The 20001-nt window shown below is 48.1% G+C and carries 14 protein-coding genes; 7 read left to right on the top strand and 7 right to left on the bottom strand.

Annotated elements, in window-relative coordinates:
- Positions 1–323 precede the first annotated feature (323 nt).
- On the bottom strand, positions 324–1247 hold the full coding sequence (locus J2T16_RS17680; RefSeq protein WP_499018926.1) for an S-layer homology domain-containing protein: 924 nt from the start codon (positions 1245–1247) through the stop codon (positions 324–326).
- Between the two features lie 596 nt (positions 1248–1843).
- On the opposite strand from J2T16_RS17680, the gene J2T16_RS17685 reads away from it, so the two are divergent.
- From J2T16_RS17685 to J2T16_RS17695, 3 genes are all read left to right on the top strand, one after another.
- Entirely contained in the window at positions 1844–3586 is a 1743-nt protein-coding gene (locus J2T16_RS17685) for an ABC transporter ATP-binding protein (RefSeq protein WP_499018928.1), read from the top strand.
- Between the two features lie 157 nt (positions 3587–3743).
- Positions 3744–5489, top strand: coding sequence for an ABC transporter ATP-binding protein (locus tag J2T16_RS17690; RefSeq protein WP_499018984.1), 1746 nt, complete (start codon positions 3744–3746; stop codon positions 5487–5489).
- 216 nt (positions 5490–5705) lie between these two features.
- Complete coding sequence (locus J2T16_RS17695) at positions 5706–6212, top strand: hypothetical protein (RefSeq protein ID WP_499018929.1); 507 nt, start codon at positions 5706–5708, stop codon at positions 6210–6212.
- A gap of 20 nt (positions 6213–6232) precedes the next feature.
- Here the strand turns inward: J2T16_RS17695 and J2T16_RS17700 are convergent, their stop codons facing one another.
- Positions 6233–6667 carry an Lrp/AsnC family transcriptional regulator gene (locus J2T16_RS17700; protein WP_499018930.1) on the bottom strand — a complete coding sequence of 145 codons (435 nt, stop codon included), beginning with the start codon at positions 6665–6667 and terminating at the stop codon, positions 6233–6235.
- Between the two features lie 131 nt (positions 6668–6798).
- On the opposite strand from J2T16_RS17700, the gene J2T16_RS17705 reads away from it, so the two are divergent.
- The 3 genes from J2T16_RS17705 (at position 6799) to J2T16_RS17715 (ending at position 8984) form a co-directional block, all read left to right on the top strand.
- Positions 6799–7551: an MBL fold metallo-hydrolase gene (locus J2T16_RS17705; protein WP_499018931.1), complete on the top strand. Its 753-nt coding sequence runs from the start codon at positions 6799–6801 to the stop codon at positions 7549–7551.
- Between the two features lie 240 nt (positions 7552–7791).
- Complete coding sequence (locus J2T16_RS17710; RefSeq protein WP_482912101.1) at positions 7792–8109, top strand: transposase; 318 nt, start codon at positions 7792–7794, stop codon at positions 8107–8109.
- Positions 8110–8120: 11 nt separating this feature from the next.
- A complete protein-coding gene (locus J2T16_RS17715; protein WP_499018932.1) occupies positions 8121–8984 on the top strand; it encodes an IS3 family transposase in 864 nt (287 codons plus the stop codon).
- A gap of 465 nt (positions 8985–9449) precedes the next feature.
- Here J2T16_RS17715 and arfA read toward each other — a convergent pair whose 3' ends face one another.
- The gene (gene arfA / locus J2T16_RS17720; RefSeq protein WP_499018933.1) at positions 9450–10955 is read right to left on the bottom strand and encodes an arabinosylfuranosidase ArfA; all 1506 of its coding nucleotides are present in this window, start codon (positions 10953–10955) and stop codon (positions 9450–9452) included.
- A gap of 182 nt (positions 10956–11137) precedes the next feature.
- Between arfA and J2T16_RS17725 the strand changes: the two genes are divergently transcribed.
- Complete coding sequence (locus tag J2T16_RS17725) at positions 11138–12058, top strand: ArsR/SmtB family transcription factor (protein ID WP_499018985.1); 921 nt, start codon at positions 11138–11140, stop codon at positions 12056–12058.
- Positions 12059–12135: 77 nt separating this feature from the next.
- Here the strand turns inward: J2T16_RS17725 and J2T16_RS17730 are convergent, their stop codons facing one another.
- From J2T16_RS17730 to J2T16_RS17745, 4 genes are all read right to left on the bottom strand, one after another.
- Positions 12136–12963, bottom strand: coding sequence for a C40 family peptidase (locus J2T16_RS17730; RefSeq protein ID WP_154890766.1), 828 nt, complete (start codon positions 12961–12963; stop codon positions 12136–12138).
- Between the two features lie 339 nt (positions 12964–13302).
- Positions 13303–13524 carry a hypothetical protein gene (locus J2T16_RS17735; RefSeq protein ID WP_499018934.1) on the bottom strand — a complete coding sequence of 74 codons (222 nt, stop codon included), beginning with the start codon at positions 13522–13524 and terminating at the stop codon, positions 13303–13305.
- Positions 13506–16781 carry a glycoside hydrolase family 48 protein gene (locus J2T16_RS17740; RefSeq protein ID WP_499018935.1) on the bottom strand — a complete coding sequence of 1092 codons (3276 nt, stop codon included), beginning with the start codon at positions 16779–16781 and terminating at the stop codon, positions 13506–13508. Before J2T16_RS17740 ends, J2T16_RS17735 begins: the two co-directional genes overlap by 19 nt.
- Before the next feature lie 96 nt (positions 16782–16877).
- Positions 16878–19799 (bottom strand): glycoside hydrolase family 9 protein, encoded by a 2922-nt coding sequence (locus tag J2T16_RS17745; protein ID WP_499018936.1) that lies wholly within the window; start codon positions 19797–19799, stop codon positions 16878–16880.
- Positions 19800–20001 lie beyond the last annotated feature (202 nt).

Genomic DNA, 20001 nt, shown 5'->3' on the forward strand with positions numbered 1-20001 from the left:
ATTAGCCTAATTGGCTGAAATAGCGTCTCTGAGGATCGTTAGATTTTAAAACACCTTATTTTGTCCAAAATAAGCTCTGTGGTGATCGTTAGCGCTTCAAGCTTACTCATCACTCAGGCTCTCCACGCAAAAAAAGGCCAGCCAGTAATGACTGGCTAACCTGATCACACGAAAACCATCTGACCGAACTTTCCCATAGTTGGATGCTAATCAGATCACTTGACTGGCAACTGGCTGGCACCCTTTCATAGAGCATACGATCAGTTAGATGGTTTTCTAGTTTTCTGGAGGCAACTGGTAATGTGAGCAACCTTACATATGCTTTACTTGCCAGAAGGCTGTGCTTCAGCGGTGTAGCCCGTTGGAATTTCGGCTTCTACCGTTACTTTGGTAATAACCATTGGATACATCATATCCGGATCAGGCTGCACGATGGAATATTTGACAATAGCATGTTTATCCTTCTCCAGCTTTACTTCATCAATTTCCAATCCGTAACCCGGGTGCGGCATTTCAGCCGTCAGGGTTACTTTACTTGTTTTGTCATCCACTTTGCTGATCGTTACCGCAGGTACGATGGCTTGCTGACCTTCACCGGGATTCGTTGGAGCCGGTTCAGTTGAACCGTCATCACTATGCTGATCCACAAACTCAAGCGCATTGAAAATCATACTTGCTGCCTCCATACGAGTAAGCGGCTGATCCGGGCGGAAGTTTCCGTCTTTGTCCAGTTCAATGATGTTCATATTCAGCAGGTTCTGGACAGCAGATATAGCGTCCTTACTTAATTTATTTTCGTCCTTAACCTCATTATACTTCATAATCACTGGATAATTACCAGTTGTGTTAATACCCTCATGCAATAAAATAATAAATTGTTCTCTTGTCATTTTGCCTTGCGGATTCACTTCTACCGGAACGGACAGGCCATTCTGAGTAGCTGCCTGCACAGCATCCGCATACCAGGTATTCGGACTGATTTTATTCTGAGCGGAAGCTTCCGCATATGCATTTTTCAATCCAAACGCTTTGACAATCAACTGAACTCCCTGCGGTTCGGACAAAGCAACATCTGGTCGGAACAAGTCTGCCGTTACTCCATTCACAATCCCCTTCGATTTCAATGAATCAACAACGGTCTTTTGACCTTCATCCTTAATGTCGGAAAATGCAAATACCGAAGCACCTCCTGCTGTCAGAGAAACGCAAAGTGCAAGTGTTGCAGCCAATCCTTTTTTATGTTTCATTTCTAGGCACCTCCATTATGATTAGTAAAACCTGTTTTTCATCTTTTCATCCCTACAGACGGGACACCCTTGTAAAATGTTTCAGTTCTTTTCGCATTTGGTGAATACAACTTCATAACCGTGCATATGAATTGCCATGTATCGGTAACGTATTTTTATGATATTATCTCGTCTGAAACCCCCATGTAGACTGTATACAACGTGCATTTCATCTTTAGCTCGTTATTCAAATTTTGGAATATTACCTTAACATATTCGCTTTCAATTTTTGCCTGTAGATTTGTTGAAAATGTCTCATCACATTTTCTATAGATCTCATAACACTTGCTTCATTAATCTCCATCCTACCTTTTGAGAAGCCGGGATCTTATGATTTTGAATGAAGGAATACGGTAGACTTTAATGGTTTGCGTCCTATACATCAAGGATGAGCAGGTTCATTGACAACAGACCGTATTAGCGCGAAAATATAAATAGATTAATTCTTCGGTTACGGATAAATACCAATCAAGTTCGCATAAAGTAAGAGGGCATGACACGCTAACATAAGGTGTCTGCCCTTTTCTTGACTTCGTAACAAAGGAGAACCCACATCTATGTCCAAAAAAGGTTTGCTGCGCGGTTATGTGTTGTCCAACTGGTCCATCTATCTCCTGGCCGTTCTTCTAATCATTGCGTCTAATGTCGGTCAGGCCTCCTTGCCCCGTATTCTGGGCAGCTTCACGGATCAATTAATGCAAAATACACTCCAGATGCAAACGGTTATTCGTTACAGCTTATCCCTTCTCGCCATTGCGATTGCATACAACCTGTTGTTTGGTACCGGCCAGTTCATGATTATGAAACTGGGTCGGCGATTTGAATTTATAACGCGCGAGCGGATATTCCGCAAGTTTTCCGAGCTGAGCGAGCACTACTTTTCCAAGCAAGGTAACGGCAAACTGCTTAGTTATTTCATGAACGATGTCACTTCCGTCCGTGAAGCCATATCCAACGGGGTTACGATGATGACCAATGCCGTTTTTCTGTTACTGTCCTGCGTGATCATGATGCTGCTTAGCGGCATTCCGCTGACACTGATCCTGATCAGCATTGTACCTCTGCTGGCCATTCCATTCCTGGTTGTGTTCTTCGGTCCGCGGATTCGAAAGCGCTCCCGTGATGTGCAAGAGGCGCTCGCCACCATGACGGAATCTGCGGAGGAGCAGCTTGGCGGTATTCGCGTCATCAAAACATTTGCCATTGAGGATAACGCTCGTTCACGTTTTGGCGCAACCGTGGAGGATATCAAAAATAAACAGCTACGGTTAGTTCGTCTATCTTCCCTTTTTCAGGCTACACTTCCTTTGCTCGGTGCAACGTCTCTCGTAATTTCGCTGCTGGTTGGCGGCATTCTGACGATGCAAAACTCCATTACGCTAGGTAGCTTTGTCGCTCTGACCTTGTATCTGCGAATCATCATGGGTCCACTTCAGCAGATTGGTAATGTGATTAATACAATGCAACGTTCAGGAGCCTCGCTCGAAAGAGTGAATGATCTTCTCAGTGAAGAACCCGATGTACAGGAAATCCCTGAGGCAGAGACACTGCAGAACATGCAGGAAATTAGAATCAACGATTTGACGTTCCATTATCCAGGTAGCTCATCGCCTGCGCTAAAACATATCCAGCTCCAGATTCATGCGGGGCGTACAGTTGGCATTGTCGGTAAAACAGGTTCAGGCAAAAGCACACTGGTCAAGCTGCTTCTCCGTACATACGAACCGCCGGAAGGCAGCATTTTCATCAATGGCACAGACATTCGGGAACTGTCACTGGACAGTCTCAGGTCTCAAATCGCTTATGTGCCTCAGGACGGCTTTTTATTCAGCACCACCATACGGGACAACATTGCATTCAGCGACCGTGAAGCGCCTATGGGTGACGTAGAAGACAGCGCCAAACAAGCGATGATCTATGAAAATATTGTGCGTTTCCCTGATCGTTTCGATACCCTGCTCGGGGAACGCGGACTTACGCTGTCTGGTGGACAGCGGCAACGCACCAGTCTGGCACGCGGGCTGATCAAGCAGGCTCAGATCCTAATTTTGGATGACAGTATGAGTGCCGTAGATGCCGTTACCGAAACAGGCATTCTCCGCAGTCTGCGTAAGATCGGCAAAGGCAAAACCACCTTGATCATCTCTCACCGTATCAGTGCCGTCCGTCATGCGGATGTTATCCTCGTGTTGGACGAAGGGCAGATTGTTGAACAAGGAACGCATGCGGAGTTAATGGCTGCCAAAGGGTTATATGCGGCGACCTATCGCTTGCAGGAGGAGGGGTTACATCATGTCTGATGCGGATGCGAATTCTAAACACAATAACCATAATTCTAAAAACCATCATTCTAACCGTAGCGATCACTCGGACAATAGCAGTAATTCCGACAATACAGACGTAACATCGGAGTCCTCCACCAAAGAGCATCACAGTAAACGTGCTTCTTTTCAAGAAATGATGGGGTATGCCAAACCGCATCGCTGGGCCTTTGCCGGTATATTCTTATGCTCCCTGCTAGGCATATCGGCCGATTTGCTACAGCCCTACCTGGTGAAGATTGCCATTGATGACCATCTGGCCGTAGGTCAAACCAGCATCGGTTTCCTCATACAGCTTGCAGCCATTTTTCTGGGGCTGGCGGTGATCAGTTTTATTTTTACCTATATTCAAAATAATCTGTTGCAACATGTCGGACAGAGCATCGTCGCTCGCATTCGCAAGGATTTGTTCAGACATATTTCCAAAATGTCCATGTCCTTCTTCGACCGCTTCCATATCGGCAGTCTGGTGACCAATGTGTCCAGCGATACAGAAACGATCAGCAGTTTCTTCACCCAGGTGCTGCTCAGTCTGATCCGGGATGGCATGATGCTCGTGCTCATTATCTTTTTCATGTTTCAGCTCGATCCTATGCTCGCCAGTTATTCGCTCATCGTGCTTCCGGTTATCGCTGTAGTTGCAGCCCTATTTCGCCGCAGACTGCGGAGTGCCTATCAGAATGCGCGCACACGCCTTTCCCGTCTGATCGCGTTTACGGCGGAAAACCTGTCGGGTATGTTCCTGATTCAGGCGTTCCACCAAGAAGAAGAGCAGAAGAAACGGTTCAAGGAACAGAACGCAAGGCACCTGGAGGCGAACATTACACAGGCCCGTTCCAATGTGATTTTCAACCGGACGTTTGACATCCTCGGTAACGCGGCGCTGGTCATGATGGTGTGGCTGGGTGGTCGCGCCGTGCTCGGCGAGTCTTTGCAAGTCGGGGTGCTGTATGCGTTTATCAGCTATATTCGTCAGTTTTTTCAACCGATCAATCAGATTACAATGCAATGGAACACCTTTCAGTCGACAACCGTTTCGATGGATCGGATCTGGAACATTTTAAACACAAAGCCTGAAGTACATGATCCGTCCCCTGATCAAGCTTCTCCGCTGGAACCGCAGCATGTGATGGGTCAGATTGATTTTAATGATGTCTCCTTCGGTTACAAGGCAGATCGCCCTATTATTCAACATATGACTCTGCACCTGTATCCCGGGGAGATGGTCGGTATTGTGGGCACAACCGGAGCGGGCAAAAGCACGCTGATCTCGTTGCTCAATCGGTTCTATGACGTTAATCAGGGCAGCATCCAAATTGATGGCACCGACATTCGCCACATTCCACAAGCTGTACTTCACCGGATCGTAGGTCTGATCCAACAGGAACCTTTTCTGTTCTCAGGTACCATTATTGATAACGTGAGAATGTTCAGGGAGGATATTACGCGTGAGCAAGCGATGGAAGCATGCCGATTTGTAGGCGCAGATGCAATGATTCAGCGTTTGCCGCAAGGATATGATACTCGTCTGTCCGAGCGCGGAAGCGGGTTATCTGCCGGGGAACGACAGTTGATCTCGTTTGCACGAATCGTTGTATTCCAGCCGCGAATTCTTATTCTCGATGAAGCCACCGCCAATCTGGACTCACACACGGAACAGCTTGTGCAACATGCACTGGAGTCCGTATCTCAAGGCAGAACAACGATTGTGATTGCACATCGCCTGTCTACAGTCATGCATGCTGACCGGATTCTGGTCATGGAACATGGCACCATTGTCGAGGAAGGATCACATCAGGAGCTGGTTGCGAGCCAGGGAGTTTATGCCGATTTGTACCAGCATGCGCGCGAAGCAGGGCAGCAATCGAGTAAGTTGGGGTAATATTTTTAGCGTTAGTTTGAATTACAACATTCCTCTCAACAGGACATACGGCCCTAGAACCGCTAAGATTAAATTAACTAATTGTTCAAAACTGCCCTACCTAAATGACGCAAGAACTCGTAAACTTGATATAGGATGCACAGGTCAAACAGGCCGCTCTGCTCGTGCAGGCGGCATTTTTTACATATGAATCTGCAATGAAAGGAGGTGACGATGATGTTGCCTGCAACTTCTGAGGAACACCATCAGGGGGAAATTCGCTATCGTCGCATCACAGCGATCTGGAAAGGGAGCGTTTGTTTCCTGTTTCTCGTCTTATGTGTACTGCTCTTATGGGTTATCGTTGCCGGGCAGACTGAGAGCGTGGAAAAAATCTATTACCCTATGGCTGCCATACTCGGCATGTGGATGGTGGGACCGTTTTTCTTTATGTTTTGGACCCGTTCCATTCAGCGCGTGGCGATCCTCGTCTCATGGGATGAACAATCTCTCCATGCGGGTCAGCGCCATATTCCATGGAGCCAGATTCGCAAGATCGAGCTTGCTACCCCTGCCCGAAGCAAATGGCAATTATCCGCCTCCCCCATGTACGCCTTGTATCTGAAGGACGGCACTCGAGTTCATATTCATACGGACCATTTGTTTGGAAAAAAAGAGCTACAGTCCTCCTTGTCTACTCTCCAAAAGACGTTAAGGGAACATCAAGGTCCTGACCTGGATTGAACTTGTCCAGGTCAGGACCTTCAGGATGATGTTTTCTCCACTCCAATGGATAAACTCACCCTATAATTACCTAGCGGTAGCAGTGCTTCCAGCAGTTCACCGAGTTGCTCTGTTGTCCCTGTCTGCACCCGCATCAGGTAACAACCTTCTCCACTGACACGGTGGACTTCAACAACTTCCTCACGCCCTGCCACAAACGCACGAAAGGCAGAATGTTTATCGCCAGAGTTCAGAAATACCGTGACAAATGCCTTCAAGCCAAGGCCGAGGCGGTCCGGGTTCCATTTTACCGTATACCCTTCAATAACCCCCAGGTCCTGCAACTTGCGTACTCTCGCCCCAACCGCTTGTCCTGTCAGATGCACTTCCTCTCCGATCTCCTTGTTTGAACGCTTGGCATCCCTGATCAGAATCTGCAAAATGCGTACATCCGTGGCGTCTATCATTTCGTTCATAGGTACTCAGCATTCCTTTCACCTTGAAAATAGTCGGACCGATATGCATTCAGCAGGTTATGTACGACGTGAATCGGGTTGTATAACATATAGGATAATACTAAGAGAGAACCCGAAGGAGTGCAAATAAAATGAAAATCCAATTGATACGGCATGCCACCCTGTGGCTGGAATACGGCAGTCTGAAAATTCTGGTTGACCCCATGCTAATGGATGCCGAGAGTATGCCCGCTTTTCCAAACACGCCGAATGAGCTGCGTAATCCTGGAGTCAATCTCCCCGAAACCGAAACAGATTATCTCAAGCCTGATCTGCTGATTGTAACGCATACCCATCCCGACCATTGGGATGAAGCAGCCGCAAATCAACTGCAAAAAGATATCCCATTGCTGTGTCAGCCGGGGGACGAGCCTACTTTCATAAAAGCAGGATTTACGGATGTAACCCCTGTCGACGTAGAGCATGTGCATCATTCGGTCCGATTCTCGCGTACATCCGGTCAGCACGGTACAGGGGAGATTGGCAAACGTATGGGTAAAGTCTCCGGTTTTGTGCTTGAAGCGGATGAAGAACCGGTCACCTACATTGCCGGAGATACGATCTGGTGTGATGAGCCTGCGGCGGCCATCGAGCATTACAAGCCAGAGGTTATTGTCGTCAATGCTGGCGGTGCTCGTTTCTTACAGGGTGATCCCATCACGATGGACGGGCCCGACGTTGCTGCCGTGAAACGCGCCGCACCTTCCGCTCACCTCATCGCCGTTCACATGGATGCGATCAATCACTGCATGACAACACGTGCGGATCTAGCCGCTTACCTGGCAAAAGAGCAGTTGGAAGATCATGTACTCATTCCAATGGATGGGGAAAGCTTCGAGTTTTGAATCACAGGTGTAAGCGAAGGGGCACAGGTGCCGTCTGTAAGGTGGTTAGATAGACCTGACCCTCTGCAATCATCATTCGTATGATGTCACTTGCTCGCTGGTTTTTCTAACGATCACAGCAGACCCTATTGGGGCTGTTTTCGCCACTTTGAGATTCTAACGATCACAGTGGAACTAGAATAAAAAGTGGACACCCGTTAACGGACAGAAGGATAATAAGGCTAACGGAGGTGTGTCCATATGGGAGAACAACGGCAACGATACAATGAAGAATTCAAGAAACAAACAGTAAAATTTATTCAAGAACAGACCAAGACACTCGGAGACTTGGCAGAAGAACTCAACATTCCCAAAAGTACATTACACCAGTGGATGGGCAAGTACCGTGAACTTAAACATGAGCCCGTAGCTAGCGTAGATCGAGTGAAAGAATTGGAGGCTGAGCTCCAAGAAATGCGCCGGTTACTTCAAGAGAAAGAACATACCCTTGCGGACACGCAAGAGGAACTGGCTATCGTAAAAAAAGCAGTGCACATCTTCAGCAAACCAAAGAACTAAGGTTTCAGTTTGTGGAAAACCATCGCTCCCTGTTTTCTTTGGAGAAGATGTGCACCCTGTTACATGTGTCACGGAGCGGATATTACAAATGGCGGATGGATCGAACAAGTAAACAGCAGCACCGGAGAGCTGAGATCATGAAGCGTATTCGGTTTCATTTCTACGACCACCACAAGCGGTGTGGAAGTCCGAAAATTACGTATGCGCTCCATCTGGAAGGATACAAAATCTCTTCCCGTACCGTCAGTATATACATGCGTCAAATGAATCTTCGTTCCGTGCATAGTCCACGGTATCGTGTCCAAACAACGAATTCTAACCATCATCATCCCATTGCACCAAATACGCTGAACCAGCAATTTCAAACGTCCAAACCGAACACTGCATGGGTCACCGATATCACCTACATTCCCTGCCGAGGAGGCCGGTTATATCTCGCCAGTGTTCTGGATTTGTGTACGCGTGAAATTGTAGGCTGGCGTCTGTACAACCATATGGAAACGAGCCTAGTGCTCGATGCATTGAATGATGCTTACCGGGCCAAACGCCCCGCCCCAGGACTGCTCCATCACTCGGATCGTGGCTCGCAGTACACGTCAAAAGAATACGTGGAGCAATTGAAATCTTATGGTATGGAACTCAGTATGAGCCGCCGAGGAAACTGTTATGATAACGCATGTATCGAGTCTTGGCACAGCATTTTGAAGAAGGAACTCATTTACTGTAACCCTCGTTTTAAGAATCCAGAAGAGGCGTATACCGCCATTTACCAGTACATTGAATTCTATTACAACCGCAAGCGAATGCATGGTGCGCTAGGTTACCTTTCCCCTGCTCGTTTTGCAATGAAATTTACGGACAAATCCGTCGCGTAAGTGTCTACTTTCTTGACATAGGTCCACAGCGGACCCTATTTAAGCGAAATGTCCACTTTTCCCTAGAATTTCAACCCTTTTTACTAAAATAACGTCTCTCATGATCGTTAGAATTAAAATGTGGCGTTAAATGCCTAAATAAGGTTTCCTGTGATCGTTAGCGCAATTGGATGGCGAAAAGGAACTCTTCTGGGGAACTCTTCTGGGGAACTCTTCTGGGGAACTCTTCTGGGGAACTCTTCTGGGGAACTCTTCTGGGGAACTCTTCTGGGGAACAAACAACGGTATGCGAATATTCGCATACCGTTGTTTATTGTACGTTGGCCTTATTTACCAACTTTAGACTCACCGTAACTCAGTTTGAGACTACTTTAACCCTTGTTTTGCTCCAAGCTTATCTCAACCAAGTTTTTACGATCTCGAAACGCTATAGTGGCCTGCACGCCACCCACAACTGCCAGCCTCTTATTGCACCTTCAAACGAATCACATTCCATGATGCTTTCGCCAGACTCGCGGTGATGAGCGTATCAGATACATCGGCTCCTCCGCGATTGTGCGGAACTACATTATTTGGCTGAGCAGCTGTGTTAACCGCTTTGAGGTCATCCGCTTCCAGAACGATGTGCTCAATTAGAGTGCATTTGCCAAAACTGCGTAGATCCACTTCAAGCGGCAGAGACTCTTGCAAGTGGCGGTTAACCGCGAATACAGTGACTTCTCCCTGCTCTTCGTTATGCACCGCAATGCCTTCCAGATAAGGAACATCTGTAATTTCTTTCGTATCGTATTTCGGTGATTGAATCAGAGGCACAAGCGCTGTGCCACGGCCATATACAGATGCATGCATGAACGGATAGAAGATCGTCTGTCTCCATGATGCTCCGCCCGTTTCAGTCATAATCGGAGCAATTACGTTAACGAGTTGAGCCAGACAAGCCATTTTCACCCGATCCGCATGTTTAAGCATACTGATCAGCATACAACCTACCAACAGTGCATCCTCGTGATTGTAGATGTCCTCCAGCTGTGGTGGAGCAATCTGCCAAGGGTCCATCTTGGAGTCATTTTCATGGGAGTGATACCAGACATTCCACTCGTCGAAGGACAGATACATCGTCTTTTTGCTGCGTTTCTTCGCTTTGATATAATCACATGTTGCTTTCACTGTATCAATGAAACGATCCATCTCCAGCGAGCGTGCCAGGAAGGTTGGTGTATCATTATCCGGATTGCCGTAGTACTGATGCAGGGAAAGATACTCTACATGATCGTACGTATGATCCAGCACCGTTGCTTCCCAGTCCGGGAATGACGGCATGCCCAGATTCGAGCTTCCGCAAGCGACGAGTTCAATCGTTGGATCCGTCCATTTCATGACTTTGGCTGCCTCGACGGCTGTCCGTCCGTATTCTTCTGCGGTCTTGTGACCAATCTGCCAAGGACCGTCCATTTCATTACCCAGACACCATGTTTTGATTCCATGCGGCTGCTTGTATCCATGTTTAATGCGAAGATCACTGTAATACGAACCTTCCGGATGGTTGCTATATTCCACGATATTACGAGCAGCATCCGCCCCGCGTGTTCCGAGGTTAACCGCCATCATCACTTCGGAGTTCGCTTGCTTAGCCCAATCCACGAATTCGTTAAAACCAAATTCATTCGTTTCAACTGTTCTCCATGCCAGATCCAGCCTGCGCTTGCGCTCAGATACCGGCCCAACGCTGTCCTCCCAATTGTAACCGGATACAAAGTTACCACCAGGGTAGCGCACAATCGGCACTTGCAGCTCCTTCACCATATCCAGTACATCTGTGCGGAAGCCCTGTTCATTAGCCGAAGCATGCCCTGGCTCATAAATTCCGCCATACACAGCACGTCCCAGATGCTCAATAAATGATCCATACAAACGCTTATCCACTTCACCAATCGTAAAATCTTTATCTACCGTCATTTTCGCTTTTTCCATGAATGATCTCATCTCCCTAAGATTAATGTAAAAATTAATTGATATTCTATGGATCAACGTTCATATTTATATTAAAATCGATAACAACACATATTTCAACCCGAAATTCGAAAAATGTTATTCTTTTTATTGAATTTATGTTTAACTTAATTCTATACATGAAAATTGGAGGAACACGTGTGATTAGAGCAAATACCGATGCCGAATGGCTTCCCTTATATGAGGCACTTGCAAGCGAGGTTCGTCTGCAGATTATCCGGCTTGTCGCCGAAACACCGATGAATGTGAAAGATCTTGCAGCTTCGCTTGGCCTGAGCAGTGCGATCGTCACCATGCATGTCCGCAAACTTCAAGATGTCGGCATTATTCAATCCAAAATGATACGTAAGGACAGCGGCACGCATAAAATGAACAGCTTGGCTGTTGACTGGATTGGCATCTCCATGCCTCAAGAGACGGGAGCATCTCGCAAGTTTCACGAGGTTTCCATCCCTGTCGGGCACTACACGCATTTTGACGTGTATCCTACATGCGGCTTAGCGACATCTGATCATGTCATTGGCCAGTATGATGATCCCCGTTATTTCCTGGATCCAGACCGGATGCACGCTCATATTCTGTGGATGGGACGGGGATTTGTCGAGTATAAAATCCCAAACTATATGTTGACCGGGCAGCAGATTGACGCCATTGAGTTGTCACTGGAGATCGGATCAGAAGCCCCATCCGTGAATCCAAACTGGCCTTCAGATATTACGTTCACATTGAACGGCATTCGTTTGGGCGAATGGACTAGTCCGGGTGACTCCGGTAATGGACGCGGCATATTCACGCCTGACTGGTGGAGTGATATCGTCAATCAATATGGCATGCTTAAAGTACTACGTATAACCCATGAAGGCACGTTTATCGATGGACAGCATCTGTCGAGCATCACACTCGCTGACATCCCGGTGGAGCGCAATCAGTGGACGTTGCGCCTTTCTGTGGAGGAAGATGCACGTCACGTCGGCGGAATGACCCTGTATGGTGAAGGATTTGGTAACTACAATCAAGACATTTTGTTCCGATTGTTCTATCACGATGGAATAGCACCTTTGTAAAATAAAGCACAAAAAAACACCTTTCATTTGCCAAAATAACGGTCAAATGAAAGGTGTTTTAATTTTATGTCACTGTCCTACAACGCACTGCCTCCGAACAGGAAGCGGGATTCCCAGTGCTTGCCGGCAATATCACTTACTGTCACACCGCCGCCAGCGTTGGAGTATGTATGCAATATTTTACCATTCCCCAAATAAATACCCGTATGTGTAATCGTCGCCCGAGATTTGTTCACGCCACTGTAGGCTGATGCAGAAGTGCCTTTGTAAGACATAAAGTACATGAGATCACCACGTTTCAGGTTCTTCCAATTCGTTGTGACCGTACCTTTCTTCTTCACATAATCTCCTTGTTGGCGTGAGTCTGCTGGAAGTGTAATGCCAAGTCCGTCAATAAAAGCTCGCCTTACAAAGCTGGAACAGTCAAACGTTGCCGTACTGTCGCGATCCGATGCATATTTATAGGGTGTCCCCATGTATTTCATTCCGGCCGCAATAACCTTCTCTACTGCAACACTTCCCTGACTTGTTGAGCCCTGACTAGAACCCGAGCCACTTGAACCGCTAGTCGTGCCCGTATTGCCTGTTGTTGATCCACCGCTTATCGCTTGTGTGTATTTGGATGAAGACGAGATATAACCTGTCCGATTAGAAGCATCTTTGATTTTATACCAATCCGATCCGGATTGCTCAAGCACAGTTAATGTTTCTCCTTTGGAAACCATACGAATGACTTTACCAGATGACGTTGGTGAGGTTCGAAGGTTTACACCCCAGATGACTTCTACTTTCGATTGATCTGCCGCTGCTGCGGATACCTGTCCTGTGAGCGCTGCCGTTGTAAGACTTCCCATCAGCATTGCTGCTGTTACACTTGCCGTAACAATGGTATTCTTCCAGTTCATGATGTCGTGTCCCTCCGGATATTACAAAATTTTAACCAAGAAGCCATCTTCCCGGCTCGCCTTATTGTAAACGGGCATTCTCTAACGTTCATCAGCCCAAAGTCCTGCAAGGGTTTAGACAAGTGTGAGCACTAAGGATCAGGGAAAACGTTCTTCGACTGGAAAAATAGAGCATACCCTACACGGAATGAACGGTTAATTTTTTGTAACTAATTGATACACCTTAGATTTCCACGTTTTGGTCAGGCAGACCTTTGCTACATGCAAATGCAACCTATGCACTAGATTTTAATATTTCCCCTCATCTAACTGGAAAACATTACTACGTTTCATTTCGTTTCAATCTGGAATCCTTCTTTCACAAATGAAAATAAATGGATTTGAATACTTAAACACGAGAAAAAACCGGGGATTTTTCCCCGGCCTTTCATCGGAAGTATAATCAACAGCAGATTGGAATAAAAGATCAGGCTTTCCGTTCCCGGCCCCAATTCCTGAAACTAACCCTTTCCCTTCATTCCATGCTCCGCTTGCTGATTCAATTATGGCTCCATTCCCCATACCTTCACGCCATCCTGGTATGCTGTTACTTTTGTCCATGCACCAAATGCGGTTTGTGTAGCGTCGAAGGAGTAATCATTCGATTGATCAAAATTCGTCCAGTTGTTTTTGGAGGAACGTGTTTGAATGATTCCTGTCTCAGCACCAGCCGCCAGACTACCTGCTCCGGCAGTGAAGCTGATCTCCAGATACGTATCTGCCGTACCTTTTGCCGGCTCCACAGCTACAAATTTGCCCTGCACATTGGCACTGCCAACCTGTGCATAGTCACACCAGAAGCTCAGATCAGCGGCACTATCTTTCGTAAAGTAATAACGAAGTTTCACTTTGCTCAGATCGACGGCCGTCGTACCTGTATTCTTCACATTGAATTGTGGTGTAAGAGAGTTGCCTGAAGCACCCGAGCCTCCATTGCGATACTGCACTTCAAGTGTTCCTGTTGAAATCGGAGCAGCCATCGGTGTCAACACAATCACATTCGAGTTCGTCTGTCCATCGGCATTGATGGCAACCACTCTGTAGTTATAGGCCGTACCATTCACTGCTGTTGCATCGGTATACGTCAGTGCCGTCAGCCCTGTCGCAAGATTGGCATACGCACCTGTACCTGTCGAACGCTGCACGTTATAGGTTGCCGTTCCGGTTGAAGCCGTCCAGTTCAGCACAGCTTTTGCATCCCCTGCTGTTCCACTCAGGGTAAAGGCTCCTGGTATAGCTACTCCGGCCTGCGGTGTTGCCGTAACCTGCGCAGATGGCGCGGACTCACCAGCACTATTTACAGCGGTAATGACATAATAGTATGCTTTTCCATTCGTCAGTCCGGTGTCTGTAAACGTAGAACCGCTAACGCCAGTTGCTACAGAAGTATACGGGCCACCGTTCACTTCGGCACGTTTTACGGTATAGGAAGTTGCTCTCGCCGCAGCATTCCAGTTCAAGACCACTTGTTTGTCACCGCCTGCAGCAGTTACGCCTGCAGGAGCGGCAGGTGCTTCCACGCCTGGTGTTTCGCTGTCACCAAGGAGACGGTCGAACTCTCCATAAGCGGTAGCCATATCAACCTGTGACCAGAAACGGTGATACGTAAAGGTCGGTGCACCATTTTCCCACTGCTTCGTGGTCGGGTTGTAAGATGTTTTGTACTTGTTCTCCAGATAAGCCCAAGCCGGATCTTGCTTAATTGCAGGACGCAGATCGGAGTATCCGATGTACACGCCATTCCCGCCTTTTGCCGGATCGGAAGGTACACCTGCGGTGCCTGGAATCGTATTACCTTGACCGAACGTACCCGTCCAGTTCGCCGGGAGATAGATCTCTTTCGCGAAGTAACGGAAGTAATCTTTACGCTCTTCCTCTGTAACAATACCTACACCATCATTGTAATCCCAAGCTGTATCGAGCAACGTCTGAGCCAAGTCTTTGGCTTCCTGACCTTTCACACTGAGCGTACCGTTCTCTGCCTCAGTTCCAGCTGCGAAGAACGTCAATGCTTTGATATAACTTCCCAGTACCCCTGTATCCTGTACTGGATCTTTAGTAATGGCATGGAAGTTTGGATTATTCGTATAGGTGCTGAATCCATTCCATTTATCCGGCTGTCCCTGCCATTCCTGACCACCTGGAATCCAGAACTCGCCTGGAGCCGGAGTTGTTGCTACCTGAACATTTTTTCCACCGAGAATACGCTGTCCTGCAGCATTCAAATAGTAGCCTTGAGCATCCGTTACAGGGCGCTCACCAGCAAACACATAATCTTTGGTCCAGTCCACCCATTTTGTAATGACCTGTTTAGCCATCTTGAAGTTCTCAGAGGTCAAGTCACCGCTCTCTGCCAAGATGTAATACATCTCCGCCACACGCTCCAGCGGCCATGCCTGGAATCCGAACCACGTGTTGGAATCCGGGTCGCGATATACTGGTGCTTCCTGATAAGCCATATCATAGAACGTGCTCACACCTGCCGGGTAAGATGCGTAGGAACCACCAATGCTGTTGGTTGCCCCGCCGCCAACTGCACCTTCATGGGATTGCAACCATGTGTAGAATTCGAGCTGACGTTTTAACGTCGCATTCCAGTCCGCTTTGGCTGTAGGTGACTCTGGAATCAAGCCGCCTGCCGGATCAGACAGGGCATATGCTGCAACCGGGTTTTGATAGGCTTGGTGCGTGTGACTTGCCCCAATACGCCATGCCCAATCCCCGCCTTGACCCAATCCACCGCCCCATGACGTATACCAAGCCATGAGATACATGTTGGAGTCTTTACCTGTACCTGGGGTTGGTGTACCGTTCTTCGCACTTCCAACCTTCTGGAAATACTTGTCGTACATCCCGTACCGCAGATAGTCACCCATCTTTTTGGCTTTATCAAGATACTCCGTATTGTTATAGCCCATCTCTTTCGCCCAGTACAGTACCTGTACTGCACGCGCATCCGCATCCGTTGCATTGGTATAACGCCACTGTGCCGATGGAGCCTGATTTTCCTTCGTAAACAGACTCATGAACCCTTCGCCTGCTTTACCAAATGATTTATCATCCTGGGATGGATGAGGAACAGCCTCCCACACGGACTCCTGCTCCCCACGCTGGAACGTATTCACATACGTTGTTGTATGAGAAGGATTCAGCAGATTTCCGTATCCATACCAGTCATCCACGTCGATCAGCCAGTGCATCAGATACGTCTGATTATTACCATAGGTTGCCTTGAGCTCGGCATCGAGTGGGTCCTTACCTGCTGCATACTGACCATTCAGATTGGAAGGATACTGGTCAGGGAATGGTTTTTCCGCTGCATATGTTGCAGGACTGTTTGGATTATAGAAACTCATCGTTGGTTGCTCTTCCTTGCCGTCCCCTTCATTCACCGGAATAATATACTTCTCCATGTTATCCCAGGCTGCTTCCAGTTTGCTCCAATCGCCCGTGTAGTGACCATACATCGTTTCTAGCCACAACCAGTAACTGTACGCCTCCGACGTAGACATATGTCCATAATCCGGTGCCTCACTCAGCAACGTTTCAATGGAGTGATAAGGAATCCCTTCTGGAGAAAAGTATCCGTTCGCCGGGTCTTTTAATTGACCGTATAATTGCAAAAAGCGAGCTTCATTCACTCCATCGGCCTGAATTTCAATCGCCTGATCGGCAGCATGTGCCGTTTCAGGACCAGCCCAGAGTCCCGTGTATCCCGTCAGCATGACGGTTCCTGCCAGCATGGCAGTTAAACTCTTTTTTGCAGCTGTTTTCAACATGAATATATACCTCCCTGGAATAGTGGAAATTTAATATCGATGCTGCTGGTCTGCCCATGCTGTTCTTTGGCCTCTTGCCTGTCAAAGTTCTTTGATTTACGGCTCTAGCCCCCATACTTGGGTACTGCCTTGATACGCGGTCACTTTGTTCCATGCAGCAAAAGCAGTCTTGGAACCATCATAGGAGTAGTCATTGCTCTGATCGAAGTTACTCCAGTTATTTTTTGAAAAACGTCCCTGAATCACGCCCGTTTCTGCTCCGGCTGCCAAACTTCCCGCTCCAGAGGTAAAACTGATCTCCAGGTACGTATCCGCCGTTCCTTTTGCCGGATTCACGTTCACAAACTTGCCTTGCACATTGGCTGTACCCACCACGGCGTAATCACACCAGAAGGTCAGATCCTCTGTGCCATCTTTGGTAAAGTAGTACCGGATTTTCACCGTGCTCAAATCAATAGGCTGTGTGCCTGTGTTCTTCACATTAAACTGGGGGGTTACCGCATTGCTGGAATTCCCGGACCCTCCGCTTCGATACTGCACTTCCAGCGTACCCGTTGACACAGGCGGTCCCGAAGGTGTCAGTACAACCACGTTAGATAACGATTGCCCACTTGGGTTTACGGCAACAACCCGGTAACTATACGCAGTTCCGTTAAGCGCTGTGTTGTCCGTGTAGGTCAACACAGTCAGCCCGGTCGCCACATCCGCATACGTACCATTGGCAGCGGCACGTTGTACCTTGTAGCTGGCAGCTCCAGATGCTGCTGTCCATGACAACACCGTTTGATTGTTGCCAGCTGTTCCACTTAAAGTAAGAGCTCCTGGCACAGTTGAACCGGCCTGCGGCGTCCCGAGCACTTGAACAGAAGCTGGCGATTCGCCGGCTGCGTTTACAGCGGTCACCACGTAATAATACGCCTTGCCATTCGTCAATCCTGTGTTGGTGTAAGTCAATCCATTCACACCTGTCGCAACGGTTGTGTACGGGCCACCACTAACCTCGGCACGCTTCACCGTGTACGATACAGCCCCAGCGGAGGCAGTCCAGCTCAGCGTCACCTGATTGTTGCCAGGCGAAGCTTGCACTCCAATAGGAGCGACTGGCACGGTCACGGGTGTAACACCCGGCTCCTGTCCATATACCTTCACTCCAGCATCATATACAGGAATGTGTGCACTTTTTACCGGAGTTCCTGTCGTCAGGTTCTGGTAGGAAGGATCATTCGCTGGATTCCATGCCCCTTGCGGTCCGGTAATCCGGAACTGAACTTCCTTGCGATAATTCCCCTCTCCGCCTGGATAAATTTTGGTATTACTGAAGTCTGCTGTAACGGCGTAGATCCGCTTGGCGACATCCACGACGACAGGTTGAGAAACGGTTGCACCTTCAGTAGAGGATACTGTGACTTGAACATCGGATACGGTGCGTCCCGCAGCATACACTTCACTCAAATCGAGGAAATATTTGAAGGAAAGCTTATCTCCCATCCGTGCAGGCCAACCTGAGCGGTTGTTAAGCAATCCGCGGATTTCCGTATAATTGGAGCCTGATGACCGCACGGCAGCCTCTACAAAGTACTCGTCACCTTTGACTTCAGGAGCAGGGAAATTCGCCAGAGGTTGATGATTCTGTCCATAGAGCAGATTCATCTTGGCGAGTGCACCCGTGAAGCCCGCATTATAATCCGTCGCCACCTCATTGCTCACATAGTCCGAGATATCGTCCGTATATTGATCTGACGCATTGGGTCCTCCCACCATGGCGCCGTATAAAATATGACGGTGATTTGCCGGAATATCTTCGTTGTTCATCCATGAACTATGAGCGGTACGATGATGCGGATGCTGTGGCGGATTTTTTCCGTACCCCACAACATAACTGCTCTGACGAGGATTATCTCCTAAAATGTAATTCATCTGTGAAGTCGCAAAGTTTTGATATCTGGATTTTTTCACAGGGTCACTAACCCAATCGGAGTACACGAATGCAATGAATGCTGCATTGGCTGTATATCGGAGTGAACCCCACTGATCCAGCCACGCCAATCCGCCCGGGGTGTAAGTCACACGCCCTCCATTCGTGCCAACCGTCCAGTAATCGAGATTGCGCTCGGTTGATTGGATGAACTTTGTTGCCTCCGGCATATTCAAACTGGAGGTGATTCGGGCAAGCAGAATCTGGGCGCCGTAATGTTTACTATCCCAGCCCTGTGTCCAGGTATAGGGCCAGTTCGCGGAACCTCCGCTTGTAGACCACCGATCTGCAGCTGCCATCGCCTTGGACAAGTAAGCGTTATCATTGGTAGCTAAATAAAGCCATGCTCCGCCCCACGCAAGCTCATCCTCATATCCCGTCCACGAATTATAAAATGCAGCAGCATCGGTAATACAATCGGTGTATTTTCCCCGATATGTATCTGCAAAGTTGTACAGTTCTTTCGCGTGCTGAAGCATCTTCGTCGAATAGGTTGGATCATCATCTGCAAATACGATGGACGCTGCCGCCAGTGCAGCAGCTGTTTCTGCTGCCAGATCACTTCCCGGACAGGAAGCATCGATCTTGAACGAAGGCCGGTTCATCTGCATCACCTCTGCAGGCCCCCACCAAGCATGATCGATATTGCCACCTCCGACTTGTCCCCATAATTCATTTGGCTTGGTATGCGCTTTCATAAAATAGTCGGTTGCCCACCGGATATTATCTTTGATTTCCTCCAGTTGTCCGGCTTGCTCATAGCCGTCGGCATACTCAACGACAGACCAGGCTAGCATGGTTGCCGAAGCAGCCATTGGAAATCCAAATTTCACATGATCTCCAGCATCATACCAGCCGCCGGTCAGATCGACACCGACATCGGCGCCATCCTGCAGTCCCGAGTCACCCCGCCATTCAACCCGATTATTGGCAGGCAACGGGCCTGAGCGTTGCGCTTCATAGAAATAAATAGCCTTCTGTAGTGCTTCGGCATAGTTATGATCTCCGGCGGCCGCATCCGCCTGACGTAATCCTGTATTCATAGAAAAGCTCCCTGCGAGAAGTCCTGCCGATAACGTTACCATAGCAACGCGTCTCCACCAGCGCCCTTTCATAAATCATGTTCATCTCCTTTTCTCGAAAGTTCCAGATGAATGCTTCCCAATATTCTGAGTGACCTCGCTCCTCTCCATGGTGGTAACTCGATGTAATTTCCACCATTAATTACCATTATAGTCGTTTGTT

The sequence above is a fragment of the Paenibacillus intestini genome (genome assembly GCF_030803945.1).
Lineage (GTDB): Bacteria > Bacillota > Bacilli > Paenibacillales > Paenibacillaceae > Paenibacillus > Paenibacillus polysaccharolyticus.